This is a genomic window from Streptomyces sp. NPDC102441, from assembly GCF_044765585.1.
In the GTDB taxonomy this organism is placed as follows: Bacteria; Actinomycetota; Actinomycetes; order Streptomycetales; family Streptomycetaceae; genus Streptomyces.
The window spans coordinates 24131-41089 of record NZ_JBIWKH010000018.1 but is presented as its reverse complement, the minus strand read 5'-3'; the positions used below and the strand labels follow the sequence as shown (position 1 = coordinate 41089).

Genomic DNA, 16959 nt, shown 5'->3' with positions numbered 1-16959 from the left:
CCAGCACAATCCGACCCAGCACCTTCAGCCGAGCCCGGCAAAATCAAGCCCGCCCGGCGATTGAGGGCATCTTTTCAAGCCCGCCCGGCATTTGAGGGCGAACCCAGCCCGTCCGGCGATTGAGGACACCGCGACCACGGGCCGCCCCACCCGCTCACCCGAAGAGCAGCACAACAATCCCGTAGGCCAGCGCAGCCACCAACGCCGCCGCAGGCATGGTGATGAACCACCCCAGGATGATGTTCTTGGCCACCCCCCACCGCACGGCGTTCACCCGCTTCGTGGCGCCGACACCCATGATCGCCGAGGTGATCACATGAGTCGTGGAGATCGGTGCGTGGAACATGAGTCCCGCGCCGAACATGATCGACGCGCCGGTCGTCTCGGCGGCGAAGCCCTGCGGCGGATCCAGCTCGATGATCTTGCGGCCGAGCGTCCGCATGATGCGCCAGCCACCGGCATACGTCCCGAGGGACAGCATCAGCGCACAGACGATCTTCACCCAGACCGGGATCTCGTCGTTCGGACCCTCGACATCGGCGATGACCAGGGCCATCACCACGATGCCCATCGTCTTCTGCGCGTCCTGCAGACCGTGCCCGAGCGCCATACCCGCCGCCGAGACCGTCTGCGCGATACGGAAGCCGCGCTTGGCCTTGTGCGGGTTGGACTTCCGGAACATCCACATGATGCCGACCATCACCAGATAGCCGACGACCAGGCCTATGACAGGCGACAGGAACATCGGGATGACGATCTTCTCGAGCACCCCGTCCCAGTGCACCATCGTCCCGCCGGCCAGCGCCGCGCCGACCATGCCACCGAACAGGGCGTGCGAGGACGACGACGGCAGACCGTAGTACCAGGTGACCAGGTTCCAGATGATCGCGCCGACCAGCGCCGCGAAGAGGATGCCCATCCCCTTCTGGCCTTCGGGCGTGGCGATCAGGCCTTCGCTGACGGTCTTGGCGACCCCCTGGCCCAGGAAGGCGCCTGCGAGGTTCATCACAGCGGCCATCGCCAGAGCCGCACGCGGGGTCAGCGCCCGGGTGGAGACCGAGGTGGCGATGGCGTTCGCCGAGTCGTGGAAGCCGTTCGTATACGTGAAGCCGAGCGCGACGCCGACGGTCACGATCAGCGCAAAGGTGTCCACGAGGTTCAGGACTCCTTGACCGCGATGGTCTCCACGGTGTTGGCGACGTGCTCGAACGCGTCAGCCGCCTCTTCCAGCACGTCCACGATCTGCTTGAGTTTCAGCACGTCCATGGCGTCGTACTTGCCGTTGAAGAGGTGCGCCAGCAGCTTGCGGTGGATCTGGTCGGCCTGGTTCTCCAGGCGGTTGATCTCGATCCAGTACTCGGTGAGGTTGGCCATGGTCCGCAGACTCGGCATGGCCTCGGCGGTGAGTTCCGCCGCCCTGGCCAGGACCTCGATCTGCTGCTCGACACCCTTCGGGAGTTCCTCGACCTGGTACAGAACGACCAGGTCGACGGCCTCCTCCATGAAGTCCATGATGTCGTCGAGCTGCGAGGCGAGGTTGTAGATGTCCTCGCGGTCGAACGGCGTGATGAAGGAGGAGTTCAGCTGGTGGAAGATCGCGTGGGTGGCATCGTCCCCCGCGTGCTCCGCTGCCCGCATACGCTCCGCGATCTCGACTCGGGAGGCAGAATCCGCCCCGAGCAGTTCCATCAGGAGCTTCGAGCCCGTGACGATGTTGTCCGCGGATGCGGAAAACATGTCGTAGAAGCTCGTCTCCCTGGGGGTCAGACGAAAGCGCACGTGGGGTCCTCGGGGTGCTTTGGATTCGGTCAGGCTGATGCTAGGTGCATCATCCGGCCACGGCTAACCGGCGTTCTTCAGTGTCGCGCATCGGGCACAGTGATCAGCACGGCCCCCCGGTCACGTTTCGGCTGGATTCGTTACGATATACCCGGCAGGGGTATACAGACAGCACAGAACGGCACGCTCACCGCAGGCCACGAGGACAACGGGAGGACCCCATGACCACCACCGAGGCCGCCGACGCATCCGGTACGGAAGAGGTCGTCACCGACCACGACCGCGGCATCCACGGGTACCACCACCAGAAGGACGAGCACCTCAAGCGCCTGCGCCGCATCGAGGGCCAGGTCCGCGGCCTCCAGCGGATGGTCGACGAGGACGTCTACTGCATCGACATACTCACCCAGGTCTCGGCGTCCACGAAGGCCCTGCAGTCCTTCGCGCTCCAGCTGCTGGAGGAGCATCTGCGCCACTGCGTCGCCGACGCGGCCCTCAAGGGCGGCGGGGAGATCGACGCGAAGGTCGAGGAGGCCACCAAGGCGATCGCCCGCCTTCTGCGGACATGACCGTGGGCCGGGGAGGGACGCGTCATCCCCGGTGGCGGCACTGCCGAGGAATCGTCGGCACCGGCTCGGGGGAGACCACCCTGACGTTGAGCACCTCGTCGATACGGTCAGGGCTGAGCCGGTCCTCCAGGGCGCCGGCCGCCGCGATCATGAGTTCGCCGCACAGTTCGATCTCGGCGAGGGCCACACCGTCCTGAGCGTTCGGAGCGCTGAGCGTCACCACCTGCGTCACCTCTCTCTGCTATCGCCGGCCGACCCCTGGCGCACCGGACCTAGCGTAGGGAGCGCGGCACGCACCGCGCATGGCACGGACGGACCATTTCGGCCCCCTCCCTACGGCGTTTCCGGGCCACTCCCGCCCTGCTGGATCCTCCCCGTGTAGATGTCCGCCTCGGGGGGCAGCTCCACGGAGACCGGCGCCCCGAAGCCGTACAGCAGCAGCGTCGAGACCACCGACACCCCCGGCCCCTCGGTCGCGAAGGTGAAGTGGTGCCGCACCTTCCGCAGCAGGCCCTCGTCGTCCAGATAGGCGTCGAAGGGGACCGTGTCCGTGCTGAACCCTTTCGCCGCGGCGGCCAGCGCCCCGCGCGAGGCCGGCGACGCCTCCCGCGCCGCCCGCCCGAGGTCCGCGGTTCCCCGGTAGTGCCGGACCGCCACTCCGGCCAGCTCCGTCCGCCCGACGTACGTCACCTCGCCCGCGCCGCGCAGCAGCTCCGCCGCGGTCGTCGGATCGGTCACACCACCGGTGACCAGATTGCCGTCCTCAAGCGTCGTCGTGTCGATCCGCACCCATTTGTCGTCGGGCACCCCGGCACCACGGTTCTTCATGTACAGCGCACCGGGTGCCAGCAGCTCCGTGATCGGCCGGTGCTCGTCGGCCCCGGCGGCGTCCTTCGGCAGGACGACCTTGATCCGGCCCAGCTGTCTGCGGAAGTCGTACTCCCCCTGGCCTCTGATCGTCACCCGGGTCCCGCCGGCCGCGGTCTCCATCGACGTGTGCGTCTCGGCGCTGCCCGCACCGGCCAGCGCCTCGGCCGCCCCGTGCACCACGGTCACGGGGCTGCCGGCCGGGCCGGCGCGTGCGACGCGCTCACCGGCCGCTTCACCGCCCGTGCCGGAGCATCCGCTGCCCACCGTCATCACGCTCGCGACAGCCAGGGCCACCACAGCCAGTGCCCCGCCTCCGCACCTGTGCTGCTGCACCACCATCGCCTGCCAACCCCCAACGACGTGCACCTGACCGAGTTCCCGCCCGCCTCGCCTAACGACGGCCGGGGCACCTCGTCACGCCACGGGGGCCCTTCCGGAAGCCGATCGGCCCACACCCTGACTGCCGTACGGCGTCGCCGGTACCGTGGACGCGTGTATCAGGACTCCTCGGACTCCCCCGTCGACAGCGCCCCTCCGGCACACAGCACCACGACCGTCGAACGGGGCTCGTTCTGTCTGGCCCGCTGCGTCTGCGGCTGGTCGGGACCGGCCCGGCGCGCCCGCGACCGGGCGCGCACCGACGCCGAGCAGCACCGCTCGTCCCCGGGCGAACCGCGTTAGAGCGCCTCCCGAAGGCGCCGCAGGACGGCCTCGACGCCTGGGCACGCCTCCGGGCAGATGTCGTGGAGGATCGAGAGTTCCTCGATCGTGTCCTTGATCACGCTCTCCCCTGGCGCGAGCGCGATCAGCTCCTCGCACCGGGCGGCAGCCCTGTCACCGTCGAGCACGGCACAGGAGAGGATGAGCAGTCCTTGGAGGGACTCTGCGGCCTTGTCACCGTCCTCGTCCTCGTCCTGGAGAGCGGTGATGATGCGCATGGCATGCGCGAAGTGGACCTCCGCCTCCTGGACGTTGCCCGCGCCACGCAGCGCGATGGCGTACAGCAGCCGGTCCCCGCCGTCCTCCGGGCCCAACTCGATGGCCCGGGCACAGTCGGCGGCAGCGTCCTCGTGCCTGCCCAGGCGCAGATGGATCTGGGCACGCATGCTCAGAACCCAGCCGGAGGACGGATCGATGTCGACAGCCCGGGTGCAGTCCGCGAGCGCCTCCTCATGACGGCCCATCACCCCGTGGACCCGCGCCCGGCTCCCGTACGCCCAGGCGTACTCCGGATCGATCCGGACGGCCAGGGCGTAGTCCGCGAGCGCTTCCTCGTGGCGGCCCATCCGCTCGAAGAGCTGCGCCCGTCTCCCGATCGCCCACTCGTACCGCGCGTCGATCCCGATGGCACGGTCGTAATCCGCCAGAGCCTCCTCCTGACGGCCCATGGCCTCGTACAGGCGTGCCCTGCTTCCGATCGCCCAGTCGTATCGGGGATCGATCTCGATCGCACGGTCGTAATCCGCCAGAGCCTCCTCATGGCGCCCCATCCGCTCGTAGAGCTGCCCCCGGCTCCCGATCGCCCACTCGTACCGCGCGTCGATCCCGATGGCACGGCCGTAGTCCGCCAGGGCTTCCTCCTGGCGGCCCGTGGCCTCGAACACCCGCGCCCGGCTGCCGTAGGCCCAGGCGTAGTGCGGATCGATCTCGACGGCCCTGGCGAAGTCGTCGAAGGCCTCGTCGTGGCGCCCCAGACTCCGGTAGGCGTCACCGCGGCTGCCGAAGGACATGACCTGCAGCGGGTCGATCTCCACCGCGCGGGTGCAGGCTGTGACGGCTTCCTCGTAGCGGCCCAGGAGCCGGAAGGTCTCCCCGAGTCCCGCATAGGGGCGGGCGGCGTCCGGCGTGAGGGCGACGGCCGCCGCGCAGTCCGCCAGCGCTCTCTCGAAGTCACCCGATGCCCGGTGTTCCACGGCGCGGACGGTGTACGCCGCCGCCCGTCCGGGCGGGCTGAGCTCGGCTGCGCCCAGCAGGAGAGTCAACGCGACCACGCCCGGCCTCTCCTGTTCCGCCGCGCCCTCGAGCCGATGCCCCCACGAGGTGAGGGCCGCCACGTCGGTGTCGCGTCCCGCACGGACGAGGATCCGGGCCCAGCGGCGGAGCGTGGCCGCGTCGCAGCCGACGGCGTGGGCGCTCTGGCAGAGCGCGTCGGGCAGGGCGGTACGAGGATTCGCGCACAACCGGTGGTACGTCTCGTTCAGCTGGTGCTCCCGCCAGCCGGCGTCCTTCCAGTGATCCTCGGGATCGGGTCCGAGATCCGCCTCCACCGCGAGCCTCCACTGTTGGAAGAGGCCGGCCAGGCGGGTGTGTGCCTGCAGCCACCGCGCGGGCGACCGGGTCCGCTGCAGGCGCAGCATCGCGGCGCGTACGACGTCGTGGTAGCGGCAGCGGCCGGCCTGCGGGGAGACGAAGGCCAGGCCGCGCAGCCACGAATAGCTCTCGGTGGCGGCCTCGGGGACGACCGCCCGGTAGATGTCCTCGTCGATCTGCAGCGGAAGCGCGCAGGCCAGCGCGGCCTCGCGCCGTTCCGGGTCCGGCTCCCACTTCAGGAACCGCTCGACCGCCGTCTCGGACGGGTCGCCGATGCCCGCGCCGTCTCCCGGATCGCTCCGGGCCAGCATGTCGACCAGCAGCGGAAGCCGGCCGGAGAGCCGCAGCACCAGGTCGATGCTGGGGTCGTCGGTGACGCCGTGGGTGGCGAGCAGCGTGCGGGCCTCCTCCTCGGAGAAGACCTCCAGGCACACCTCGGTGACCTGGCCCAGCCGGTCGCCCCAGACCCGGGCGTCCAGACGCAGCTGCCCGGACAGCACGATCTGCACGTTGACGGGCAGGCTGCCGTACTCCTCCCCGAAGGCGATGGTCCGGAGCCAGGCGTCGAGGGCCGGCCCGGTCCTCTCGTACACATCGAAGAACAGCACCACCCGCTCGCAGCGTTCCGCGACGTCGGCCAGATCGTCGAGGAACACGGGGGCGAGGCCCGCGAGCGGATTCATCACCAGCTGTACGTCGTCATGGCTGCGCAGACGTGTGTTGAGCATCGACCGCACCCGGTCCGCCCCCAGCGCCACCTGCTGCGGATCGATGGCCCCGACGAGCGCCCCGGCGCCGGGCACCAGCCCGCCCAGCCCGGCCAGCCCCGCCTGGGCCACGACCATGCTGGACGGCGACGGCCCGGCTGCCGCCGCTCCCGGATCTCCCGGGGCGGGCTGCGGGGCCGCGCTCTCGGCCTGGTGCCGGCGCTGGCGATAGGTGGCCAGCTGCTTGTCGAACCTCTTCAGCGGGTGCCCCTGCCGGCCCAGCCGGGCGCTGACGGCTTCCATCGCCTCGATCGCGTCCTGCACGTCGTCATCCACGAACGCCGTGACGACGGAGGTCTGCTCACGGGCGGTGGACTCCCATTGCCGTACGAGGGTCGACTTGCCCACGCCCCCGTTCCCCCGCACGTGAAAGAGGTACGGGAAGTCGGCCTCCTCCGGATCGCGCGCGAACGTCTCCCGGAACACCGCCAGCTCACCGCGGCGCCCCACGAACCCCGTACGCTCGCGCCGCCGATTCACTTCCTGCCGTGTCGGCCGCCGACCGGCCACATGCACCACCGCCCCCGGATCTCCGGACATGATGCCCCGCCGTCGGGGGCCCGGGAACGGAACGACGGAAGTGACCACGAAGCGCCATGGGCCCACTCCGAACATGCGTGAGGGGGTGGCCCTCCCGGGACACCCCCTCGAACCGCTCTGCCCATCCGCCTACGCGGCAAGGTCCCTGTCGCCCGGCGAACCACCACGGCCGGCACCCGGGCGCGGCTCGGGAATCCCGCGCGACTCGCCCCGGTCGTCGGCCTCGGCGGCCGCGCTCCGCGAGCGGACGAGCCTGCCGACCGCTCCTGCGCGGGCCACGGCCCCCACCAGAGGCGTCAGCAGCATCATCGCGAGCGGGGCGAGCAACAGGGCCACGGCCGTGCCGAGGGCGAAGCCGCCGATCACGTCGGTCGGATAGTGCACGCCCATGTAGACACGGCAGAAACCCTCGAGAAGCGCCAGCGCGATCGCCACCAGGCCGAACTTCCTGTTGGCCACGAAGAGACCCACGGCGATCGCCATCGCCATCGTCGCGTGGTCGCTCACGAAGGAGAAGTCCGTCTTGCCCTTCACCAGGACTTCGAGGCCCTTGTGGTCGAAGAACGGACGCGGCCGCTCCACGAAGCCCCTGATCGGGATGTTGATGAGCAACGCGATCCCGGCGGCGAGCGGCGCCCACACGAGCCCCGCGACCGCCGTCACCGATTCCTCGGCCGTCCCGCGCCGGCGAACGCTCCACCAGCACCACAGGACCGCCAGGACCATGCCGAACATGATCCCGAACTCACCGACGAACTCCATGACCCGGTCGAACCAGGTCGGAGCCGCCTTCGCCAGCCCATTGATGTCGTAGAGCAGGCTGACATCGGGGTTCGACCCATCGAGTGCGAGTCCAGCCATCTGCCGCGGCCCCTTGCCTTGTCTGCTGCTGCGGCGCACAACGGCGTGCGTCGCCTTGGTCTGACCCCCGTGGTCGGTGCGGATTCAGTGCCGCGCCACGCCATGATGCCGTCACGCCTGACCGGTCCGGGCAGTCGCGCATGGTCATGTGCGCATGCTGTCCCAGTCCAGGGAACGGCCTGTCAGCTCTCTACGTTCCGCTCTCCACCGAATGATCACCATGACGTTATCGAAGAGTGACTCATCGTCGCAGCTCAGGGCCCGGGCTTCACGGAGAGTTCCGGCCATCGCCGACTGCGTGTCAGCTTTCCGGGAGCGCGGTGGGAAGCGCCGCGGCACCGTCCTTCGTGACTCTTGTCGCACCGAAGTAGTCGGGTGTGTCGATCTTGTCGAACCGGATCACCGCACCGGTGTAAGGGGCGTTGATCATGTAGCCGCCACCGACATAGAGCCCCACGTGGTGGATTGCCCTGGAGTTGTTCAGATCATCCGAAAAGAACACCAGGTCGCCGGGGAGGAGCTCCTCCCTGGAAGGGTGCGCTCCGGCGTTGTACTGGTCGTTGGCCACCCGGGGCAGCTCGATGTCGACCGTCCGGTACGCGGCCTGGGTCAGCCCGGAACAGTCGAACCGGCCTCCCTGGTCAGCCGTCCCGTTCCCGCCCCAGAGGTAGGGGGTGCCCAGCTTCTTCTGCGCGAAGTAGATCGCCCCGGCAGCCTGCTGCGACGGCTGGACCCGGCCGACCGGCTTGGCGAAGCTCTTCTCCAGGGAGCGGATGATCTTGACGTAGTTCTGCGTCTCGCTGATCGCGGGCACGCCGCCCGACCGGATCACCCGGTAGGCACCCGCGTTGTACGCCGCGAGCATGTTGTCGGTCGGGTCGCCAGGCACCTTCTTGACGTACCCCGCGATCTCGCAGTCGTAGGACGCTGCGGACGGAATCGCGTCGGCGGGGTCCCATACGTCCCGGTCCCCGTCCTTGTCCCCGTCGACACCGTGCGTGGCCCAGGTCCCGGGGATGAACTGCGCGATGCCCTGCGCGGCGGCGGGGCTCTGGGCGCGCGGATTCCAGCCACTTTCCTGATACAGCTGCGCCGCCAGCAGGGCGGGGTTGATGGCGGGGCAGAGATTGCCCCATTTCTCCACAAGCGGCTGATACTTCGCGGGCACGGCGCCCTTGGCCAGCCCGACGGCCCCACCCGCCGCCCCGGAGATCCCGGCGGCGGCGGAGTACGTACCGACGACGAGCAGGGCGATGAAGCACAGGCCCAGCCCGATCCCACCGCCAGCGAACACCCAGTATTTCCGCACGCCTCAACCATCCCCCATTCGGGCGCGGTTCACGACGCGATTCGCTGGTGTGTACGGGTGGGCGGAGGCATGAGGGGGCGTCAGGGGCGGACGCGGGGGGTCAGGGGGCGCCGGCGGACCAGAAGGATGAGCGGATGTTGGGGCGGGGGATGGGGTCACCGACACGGCTCACGTTCCCCGGCGGCACGCTCGGCGGTGCCACCTGAGATTTTTCGACGCACGGCGTGGCGACCTCAAAGAAAGCCTGCCCGCCCCCGCCAATGAGAAGCCTCACACGAAACCCGTCCGCCGTCTCGAAGTAAGTCGCGGGACTCGCAACACTCGCGTTCACGCCAAGTTGGCGGTATCCGGCATCCTTCCAACCGCGCTCCACGACGCCAAGAAACCCACCTCGCCGCTGCTCTGAAATCACAGTCAGGACAGCTCGCCTGCGTGAAATGTCGCAGCTGCCCTCCGTCGATTCTCCGTGTACCCACTCAACTGCCGGCTTGATACCAGAAAACGTCGCATCGAGGATGGCATCCGCCCTATCCGCCGCTTCCTGCATGTTCATACGTCCACCACCATCCCTAGCTTCTGACCCCGCCGAACGATCCATGCCACACCCCGGCATCAACAGAATGGCCATCAGTGCAGCAGAATTACGAACTTTCACCTCGAGCCCTCCCGAATAATATCTTCAGATTTTCCTGCAACAATGCGTGAAATATTGTCTGCCGACATCTGATCCTTGGTCGGATGGAAGTAGTTGGAATGCGCCTCCACGGGTTCGTGCCCACGTTGCAACAGCTCCGGCCCCTCACTGACCTTGAAGCGGCTTGCCCCGAAATCATGATGCGCAGGGTCGGTACCGAACCACACGTCGCTCTCCTTGGACTGCGCATCCTGCGCGAAATAGCCAGCAGCGCCACCCGCGACTCCTCCCAGTGCGCCGCCCACAACGGCGCCTGCGGGGCCGACGCTCGCGCCGAGAACGAAGCCGGTCGAGGCTCCACCCGCAACACCGCTTCCCAGACCACTGGCCTCCCGACTGTTGGGTAGTTTTGTCACTGGGTCATTCTCAGCTGCTCCGACGAAAACGTGCCCTCTCCCCACCCCGAGTTCATCCGCAGATCGTGCACCGGTGCCGGGGCTCCCCACCAAAATGATGTCATCTGCGCCAGGAATTCCATCTCGCTCCTGGGCGGCGAGGCCAACCGTGAGCGAACCGTAGGAATGACCGACCGCTGTAACGTGCGGATCCTCATACTGGCTAGTTACCGACAGCCCTGCCATGAACTCGTTGTATCCATCCGCGCCGGACCTTGCCTTACCCTCTCCGGCCACGTTCAGACTTGCCGCCGGATCGCCGAGCCCGATCTGCGGAGCGTCATACCCAAGCCACGCGATCGATGCCGTCGGAGAATCGGGGTCCATCTCTGCAGCCCCGATTGCCATATCTCGGGCACGCTTCAGGTCGCCGTCCGCGAACTCCCTGTCAAGCGATGTCCCCAGCCCCGGCACATACGCCGCCACATTCTTTGCCGTATCAGGGTTGCCGAACGAGACAATCGCCCGCCCGTTCCCCTCATCCCCGATGCCGAGCAGAAACATGGGCGGCTGCGTCCCCGCCCCCAACTGCCGGTCAATCTCCCGCAGCCCCGCCAGCTGCGTCACCGACTTCCCGTCGTCCCGCCCCTCCAGCTCCCCGATCAGCAGCCGCAGGTTGTCCCGGTTGGCCGCGTCGCGGACCAGGGCCGGGATGCCGTCCAGGTTCCCGATCTGGTCCGGGTACACCGCGAGGTACTCCTCGCGCTGTTCCTGGGTCAGCCCCGCCCACCAGTCCCGCCGCTCCGCCGGAGACGCATCGTGCGGGATGGCGTCCTTGAGGTACGTCCCCGCCGCACCCCGCACCGCCGCCGCGTCACCCGCAGCGTCCCTCCACGTGGAGTCCGGGACCTTCAGGCCCTCTTCCGCCTTCAGCCGACGCAGGATCCCCGCATACCGCCAGTCGATCTCGGCCGCCGCCCGCACCGCCCCCGTCACCCGGTCCGCGATGTCCTGCGCCCTGGCCACGTGCGGGTTCGGCGCGGACAGGCCCGACGGCGGCACCAGCCCGGGAAGCCCGCCCGACGACGCCGTACCGCCCCGGACGGCCGCGCCGTCGAGGAGCGCCTCGCCGGCGGCCGGGTACGTCACCGAGCCGTCCGCGTGCACCGTGAACTTCAGCGCGGCCGCATCGTCCAGCGCCTCCTTCAGCGCGCGCTGCTGGGTCTTCATCTCGTGGGCCAGGGAGTTCAGCGTCGTACGCAGCAGCCCGCACTCGGTGTACACGTACTGGAAGTTCCGCCCCAGCTGCCGCAGCCGTGCGACCGCCGCCTGCGCCGCCTCGCCCTCCTGCGTCTCGCGGAGCCCCGTGAGCAGTTGCTGCTCGATGCGGTCGCGTGCCGCGTCGGCCCGGTTGCTCGACCTGCCCCACCCGTCGGCCGCGCCCTCCAGTTCGGCGCACCTCAGGTCCCGTAACTCCGCCCAGGTCAGCGTCGACGTCACCGTTCGTCACCCCCGCACGGCTTGACCGAGGCGAAGGACGACCTGACGGCCTCGTTCGTGGCGCCCTGCGTACGCGCGACGTCCCGCAGCTTGGACGCCAGGCTTCCGCACTCGCCCTGCGCCGCCTGGATCCGCCGCTCCCAGGACTCCCGTACGGCCGCCAGCTCCGCGAGCGCGGTCAGCCGGCCCGCCCCCGCCATGAGCCCCTGGTGCGCCAGCCCCAACTCGCCGCGTACCGGCGCCAGGTGGGTCGCCAGCTCGTCCGCGCCCCCGGCGGCCCGCAGCCACGGCCCGTCGCTGTGCCTCAGCCTCCGGCCGCAGTCGCCCCCGCTCGCCGGTCCCGCCGGTTCACTCGTCCCCAGCACCACGGTCATGCCGCTCCCCGCTCCTCGATCACGGAGCGGCACTGTGTCAAACCGGGCGTCCGCGACACGCCCGGCGGACCGGTGACGAATGCCGGTGCCCGTTCCCCGGAAGGAATCGGCTGCCGCCGACATCACCCGAAAGTGCGACGCGCGAACTTCTCCGACGGGGAGGCGGCCCCGCTCCAGCGATTCGGCTCAGAGAGCCGCCACCGGGTCCGGGGCGTCGGCGGCCGGGATCGGTTCGACGACCTCCCATCGCTCGGCGATCAGGCCGTCCTGGAAGCGGAAGACGTCGGCCACCGCAATGTCCAGCCCGGCGGCGGGCAGCCGGCGCCGCGAGAACATCGTCACGTAGTCGCCTTCTGCCACCAGACGGCTGATCTTGATCTGCATCTCGGTGAGGTGCAGATCGCGCGCCGCCGCGATCCAGTCCGCTCTGGTGGACGTCCGGAACGGCAGCCCGTGGTCCATGTAGTCATCGCGCAGGAGCGGTGCGACGGCGTCGAAGTCACCCTTGCCGAACAGCTCCAGGCAGGTGAGAACCTTTTCCTTGTGGTCGTTGCTCATACGCAAAGCGTGGTCGCGCGGATGGGGAAATGTCGATGAACTCGGAGTTCATCGACCACGGCCGAGGGCGGCGCTAGGGTCGGAACCGTGGAGACCGTGGGCGGCCTTTTGCGCGAGTGGCGGCACAGTCGGCGGCTGAGCCAGCTCGACCTCGCCCTCACGGCCGGGATCTCACCGCGCTACGTCAGCCTCGTCGAGACGGGCCGGTCCCGGCCCAGCGCCGACATGGTGCTTCGGCTCGCGGACCAGCTCGACGTCCCGCTGCGGCACCGCAATCGTCTCCTGGTGGCGGCGGGATTCGCACCTCGGTACCGCGAACGCCCTCTCGACGGTCCGGATATGGCTGCCGTCAGGGACGCCGTGGCCGGAGTCCTGCGTGCGCACGAGCCGTATCCGGCGCTGGTCGTGGACCGACGGTGGAACCTCGTGCTGGCCAACGCCCCGGTCGAGCATCTGCTCACCCACGTCGATCCCGATCTGCTCGCCCCTCCGGTCAACCTGGTGCGGCTTGGACTCGATCCACGCGGCCTCGCCTCCCTCATCGTCAATCTGGCCGAGGTCCGTACGTTCTTCCGTACGCGGTTGGCGCGCCAGGTCGCCAGGACCGGGGACGCTGTGGTGCAGGCCCTGTACGACGAGTTCTTCGCGAGCCAGGAGTCCGACGGGCCAGAGCCTCGGGCGGCGTCGGACGAGGTCGCGATTCCTATGATCTTCCGGCTCCCGGAGGGGGAGTTGAGGCTGTTCTCCACCATCACCACGTTCGGAACGCCACAGGACATCACGCTCGACGAGATCTCGATCGAGTCCTACTACCCGGCGGACGCCGACAGCGCCGCCCTACTCCGGAGCATCGCCGACGCACGGCCGGCCCCAGGGCTCTGACAGCTCACCGTCCACCCAGCCAGGCGATCCCGCCGGAACCGCCGTAGCGGAAACACCGTCCACCAGGGCATCCCCAGGTGGCCCGGCCGGGCCACCGCCCCCACACCCCACAGGACCAGGGCCACCCCATGACCGCGCGCGCGACCCGCTTCCTCTACATCGCCCGGCACGGCGAGGCGTCCCCGGACGAGACCGAACTGACCGAGCGGGGCCGGCGCCAGGCCGTGCTCCTCGGCGAGCGGCTACGGGACGTGCCCTTCTCCGCCGTGCACCACGGCCCGCTTCCCCGGGCCGCGCAGACCGCCCGGCTGGTCCATGAGCAGCTCGGGACCGGGGCCGGCATCCCCCTCCAGGTCTCGGAGCCGGCCGGGGACTACGTTCCGTACCTCCCGCGACGGGAGGAGCTCCCCGAGGAGTCGGCGGACCGGCTCCTCGGGTTCGTCGAGCAGTTCCCGGAGGCCGAACGCAGCCGGGGCCCGGGGCTGGCCGGAGCCGCGCGGGAACGGTTCACCGGGCCGGTGGAGGGTGAGGAGCCTCGCCACGAACTGGTCGTCACCCACGCGTTCCTGGCCGCCTGGCTGGTACGGGACGCCCTCGACGCCCCCGCCTGGCGCTGGCTGGGCCTCAACCACGCCAACGCGGCGCTGACCGTCATCCGGTACACGCCCGGCAGGCCCGCGGCGCTGGTCATGGTCAACGACATGGGCCACCTCCCGGCGGACCTCCGCTGGACCGGATTCCCACCCGAGCTACGGGCATGAGCCGGGCCCCCCGAGCCGGTCCGGGCACCCGCTTGTCCCCCGGACGGATGGTTTACGGGGCACCGCCCTCGCGGTCCGGGGTCAGGCGGTCCGCTCTTCGTGATCATGCAAGGCGTGATCTCCGTACACCACAACTCATCGCGTGCCCGCCGGTTGTTGACCGCCGCAGGCCTCGCCACGGCGGCCCTGGCCGCATCTCTGCCCGCAGGGACGGCATCGGCGCAGGCCCCCACGTCCGCCTCCGCATCCGCACCGCAACCCCGCACGGCCACCCCCGCCGAAGCCCGCACAGCCGCCTGGCTGGACGCACACCCGAAGGAGACCGGCAGCTTCTTCCGGGACCTGCCCAAGGGGGGTGACCTGCACAACCACCTGTCCGGCGCGGTGAGGACCGAGTACCTCATCAAGCTCGCGGCCGACGACGGCCTCTGCATCGACGCCACGATGACCGCCGTCGCCCCGCCGTGCGGCAACGGCACCCGGCCGGCCGCCGACGCCCTCACGGACGGCAGCTTCCGGCAGGAGATCGTCCGGGCCTGGTCCATGCAGGACTTCCCGCAGGGCGAGTCGGGCCATGACCACTTCTTCGCCACGTTCGGGAAGTTCGGCGCCGCGACCTCGAACCGAGGGAAGATGCTGGCCGATGTGGCGGGCACCGCTGCCGCACAGAACCAGACGTATCTGGAGACCATGGTCAGCCCCGCCTCGGCGGGCGCCAAGCAGCTGGCCACGGACGTCGGCTGGGACGCCGACCTGGCCGCCCTGCACCGCAAGCTGCTCGCGGGCGGCCGGCTGGACCAGCTGGTGACGACCGCGAAGCAGGAGGCCGACACCGCCGACGCCGAGTTCCGCGACACCGCCGACTGCGCGACCGCCGCCCCCGGTCCCGCATGCCGGATCACGGTGCGCTGGGTCTCGCAGGTGTCACGCAACAGCGCCCCGGAGCGCGTCTTCACCCAGATCGCCCTGGGGCTCCGCCTGGCCGAACGCGACCAGCGGTTCGTCGCCGTGAACCTGGTCCAGCCGGAGGACGGCGAGATCTCCGTGCGGGACTACCGCCTCCACATGCGCATGCTGAACTACCTGCACGGCCGCTACCCCGCCGCCCACATCACCCTGCACGCAGGCGAGCTCGTCCCCGGCCTGGTGAAGCCCGAGGACCTCACCTTCCACATCGACGACGCCGTACGCACCGGCCAGGCCGAGCGCATCGGCCACGGTGTCGACCTCGTGCACGAGGACCGCTGGCAGCGCCTCGCCCGCGACATGGCACGCCGCCAGATCGCCGTCGAGGTACCGCTCACCAGCAACGCGCAGATCCTCCAGGTCGAGGGCGACGAGCACCCGTTCCCCGTCTACCGGAAGTACGGAGTCCCCGTGGTCCTGTCCACCGACGACCCTGGGGTCTCACGCGGTGACATCGGCCAGGAGTACCGCCGCGCGGCCCGTACGTACGGACTCGGCTACGCGGAGCTGAAGGACCTGGCCCGGGCCTCCCTGGAGTACAGCTTCCTGCCTGGCCGGAGTCTGTGGCGCTCCGACCCGGTGCGCCAGGGCTTCCGCCCGGTCGAGGAGTGCCGGACCTTGGAATCGGCGCGCTGCGCCCGGTTCACCGACCGGAACCCCAAGGCCGGCCTGGAGCTGCGCCAGGAGCGGTCCTTCCGCACCTTCGAAGCCCGGTACGCCGGCTGACCTGACCTGACCTGACCTGACCGGACCGGACCGGACCGGACCGGACCCGATCAGGGGCGGGGGCCGTGCACCGCACTCGCGGCACTCCCCCGCCCCGCCGGCCTTCAGCGCGCCCTCAGTGATCGCCCAGATCGACGTACCGGCTCGCCCACGTCCTGAACCGGTCGTCGAGCGGCTTCTGTTCAGCCCGGAGCGCGTCCAGGCCCTCCGGCGGCCCGAGTCCGAAGTTCTGGTCCAGCCAGGCGAGGAACTCGTGATGCCCGTCGCTGTGCTCCTCGACGCTCTCGGCATCGAGGAATCCGCCGTCCGAGAAGGGCTCACTGTCGAGGGCGAGAAGCTGGAACAACTCCGTCAGGCTGCGCGCGATCACATGGAGACCGCCTTCGTCGCCGACCAGAACGACGGGCAGAGTCGCAAGATCGGTCCGATCGTCGCACCGCCACAGGGCGTAGTCGGAGCCGGAACCGTTCGCCTGCGCGAAGGGGACGAAGCGGCTCAGGAATTCAGGATGCTCCGACCATGTATGAAGACCTGCGTCCGCACCGTACTCGCGCAGTTCGAAACCGTCCGAGTAGTAGACCGGGCCGATCCGGTCCGAGAACTCCTTGAGCAAGTTGAGTTCCGGGACGGGTGAGTAGGGCTCACTCATGAGGGCCTCCTTACTGGGCGGGACGCCGGGCGCCGACGGCTGTCATGCACGGTCGACTGATTCTACGTACGCCTCGGGGCCGGCCCGGAAGCCGGAACACGATCGCCTACGTACACTGCCGGGCATGGCATGCCGCATCAGTGAGCTGGTCCTCGACGCCGCGGACCCCGAACTGCTCGCCACGTTCTGGAGCAACGTCCTCGGCTACGTCGAACTCGGCCGGGAGGACGACGGAAGCATCGAGATCGGGCCGCCCGACGCCGGCTTCGGTGGGCCGCAGCCCACGCTCGTCCTCAGCCCCAGCAGCGACCCGCGAGCGGCGAAGCTCCCGCTGCACATCGACGTCAACGCAACCGACCGCGACCAGGACGCCGAGCTGGAGCGCCTGCTCGCCCTCGGCGCCAGGACCGCCGACGTCGGCCAGAGCGGAAACGAGAACTGGCACGTCCTGGCGGACCCGGAAGGCAACGAGTTCTGCCTGCTGCGCACCCGGATCCAGCCCGTCTAGG

The 16959-nt window shown here is 69.6% G+C and carries 18 protein-coding genes; 6 read left to right on the top strand and 12 right to left on the bottom strand.

Annotated features, from left to right (window positions below):
• Positions 1-154: 154 nt before the first annotated feature.
• Together ACIREO_RS32825 and ACIREO_RS32820 are read right to left on the bottom strand one after the other, a co-directional pair.
• The gene (locus ACIREO_RS32825) at positions 155-1153 is read right to left on the bottom strand and encodes an anion permease (RefSeq protein ID WP_404116830.1); all 999 of its coding nucleotides are present in this window, start codon (positions 1151-1153) and stop codon (positions 155-157) included.
• A gap of 5 nt (positions 1154-1158) precedes the next feature.
• Positions 1159-1779: a DUF47 domain-containing protein gene (locus ACIREO_RS32820; protein ID WP_404116828.1), complete on the bottom strand. Its 621-nt coding sequence runs from the start codon at positions 1777-1779 to the stop codon at positions 1159-1161.
• 221 nt (positions 1780-2000) lie between these two features.
• Here ACIREO_RS32820 and ACIREO_RS32815 point away from each other — a divergent pair, with 221 nt between their 5' ends.
• Entirely contained in the window at positions 2001-2348 is a 348-nt protein-coding gene (locus ACIREO_RS32815; RefSeq protein ID WP_404116826.1) for a metal-sensitive transcriptional regulator, read from the top strand.
• Between the two features lie 22 nt (positions 2349-2370).
• Here ACIREO_RS32815 and ACIREO_RS32810 read toward each other — a convergent pair whose 3' ends face one another.
• Both ACIREO_RS32810 and ACIREO_RS32805 read right to left on the bottom strand, forming a co-directional pair.
• Entirely contained in the window at positions 2371-2580 is a 210-nt protein-coding gene (locus ACIREO_RS32810) for a hypothetical protein (protein ID WP_404116824.1), read from the bottom strand.
• A 101-nt stretch (positions 2581-2681) separates the two neighbouring features.
• Positions 2682-3557 carry a hypothetical protein gene (locus ACIREO_RS32805; RefSeq protein WP_404116822.1) on the bottom strand — a complete coding sequence of 292 codons (876 nt, stop codon included), beginning with the start codon at positions 3555-3557 and terminating at the stop codon, positions 2682-2684.
• Between the two features lie 153 nt (positions 3558-3710).
• Here ACIREO_RS32805 and ACIREO_RS32800 point away from each other — a divergent pair, with 153 nt between their 5' ends.
• On the top strand, positions 3711-3899 hold the full coding sequence (locus ACIREO_RS32800; RefSeq protein ID WP_404116820.1) for a hypothetical protein: 189 nt from the start codon (positions 3711-3713) through the stop codon (positions 3897-3899).
• Here ACIREO_RS32800 and ACIREO_RS32795 read toward each other — a convergent pair.
• The 7 genes from ACIREO_RS32795 to ACIREO_RS32765 form a co-directional block, all read right to left on the bottom strand.
• Positions 3896-6775 carry a tetratricopeptide repeat protein gene (locus ACIREO_RS32795; protein ID WP_404116818.1) on the bottom strand — a complete coding sequence of 960 codons (2880 nt, stop codon included), beginning with the start codon at positions 6773-6775 and terminating at the stop codon, positions 3896-3898. The two genes, ACIREO_RS32800 and ACIREO_RS32795, sit on opposite strands and share 4 nt — an antisense overlap.
• 189 nt (positions 6776-6964) lie before the next feature.
• A complete protein-coding gene (locus tag ACIREO_RS32790) occupies positions 6965-7696 on the bottom strand; it encodes a phosphatase PAP2 family protein (protein WP_404116817.1) in 732 nt (243 codons plus the stop codon).
• A gap of 301 nt (positions 7697-7997) precedes the next feature.
• Entirely contained in the window at positions 7998-9005 is a 1008-nt protein-coding gene (locus tag ACIREO_RS32785; RefSeq protein WP_404116815.1) for an NlpC/P60 family protein, read from the bottom strand.
• Between the two features lie 100 nt (positions 9006-9105).
• Positions 9106-9558 (bottom strand): hypothetical protein, encoded by a 453-nt coding sequence (locus tag ACIREO_RS32780; protein ID WP_404116814.1) that lies wholly within the window; start codon positions 9556-9558, stop codon positions 9106-9108.
• A 98-nt stretch (positions 9559-9656) separates the two neighbouring features.
• Complete coding sequence (locus ACIREO_RS32775; protein ID WP_404116812.1) at positions 9657-11534, bottom strand: alpha/beta hydrolase; 1878 nt, start codon at positions 11532-11534, stop codon at positions 9657-9659.
• A complete protein-coding gene (locus ACIREO_RS32770) occupies positions 11531-11908 on the bottom strand; it encodes a hypothetical protein (RefSeq protein WP_404116810.1) in 378 nt (125 codons plus the stop codon). Before ACIREO_RS32770 ends, ACIREO_RS32775 begins: the two co-directional genes overlap by 4 nt.
• A 186-nt stretch (positions 11909-12094) precedes the next feature.
• Positions 12095-12466 carry a nuclear transport factor 2 family protein gene (locus ACIREO_RS32765; RefSeq protein WP_404116808.1) on the bottom strand — a complete coding sequence of 124 codons (372 nt, stop codon included), beginning with the start codon at positions 12464-12466 and terminating at the stop codon, positions 12095-12097.
• Between the two features lie 87 nt (positions 12467-12553).
• Between ACIREO_RS32765 and ACIREO_RS32760 the strand changes: the two genes are divergently transcribed.
• From ACIREO_RS32760 to ACIREO_RS32750, 3 genes are all read left to right on the top strand, one after another.
• Positions 12554-13348, top strand: a complete 795-nt coding sequence (locus tag ACIREO_RS32760; RefSeq protein ID WP_404116806.1) for a helix-turn-helix domain-containing protein — start codon at positions 12554-12556, stop codon at positions 13346-13348.
• 128 nt (positions 13349-13476) lie between these two features.
• Positions 13477-14109 carry a histidine phosphatase family protein gene (locus ACIREO_RS32755; protein ID WP_404116804.1) on the top strand — a complete coding sequence of 211 codons (633 nt, stop codon included), beginning with the start codon at positions 13477-13479 and terminating at the stop codon, positions 14107-14109.
• Between the two features lie 105 nt (positions 14110-14214).
• Positions 14215-15801 carry an adenosine deaminase gene (locus ACIREO_RS32750; protein ID WP_404117135.1) on the top strand — a complete coding sequence of 529 codons (1587 nt, stop codon included), beginning with the start codon at positions 14215-14217 and terminating at the stop codon, positions 15799-15801.
• A gap of 115 nt (positions 15802-15916) precedes the next feature.
• Here ACIREO_RS32750 and ACIREO_RS32745 read toward each other — a convergent pair whose 3' ends face one another.
• Positions 15917-16450 (bottom strand): hypothetical protein, encoded by a 534-nt coding sequence (locus tag ACIREO_RS32745; RefSeq protein WP_404116802.1) that lies wholly within the window; start codon positions 16448-16450, stop codon positions 15917-15919.
• 124 nt (positions 16451-16574) lie between these two features.
• Here ACIREO_RS32745 and ACIREO_RS32740 point away from each other — a divergent pair, with 124 nt between their 5' ends.
• Entirely contained in the window at positions 16575-16958 is a 384-nt protein-coding gene (locus ACIREO_RS32740; RefSeq protein WP_404116800.1) for a VOC family protein, read from the top strand.
• The last annotated feature ends 1 nt before the right edge of the window (position 16959 follow it).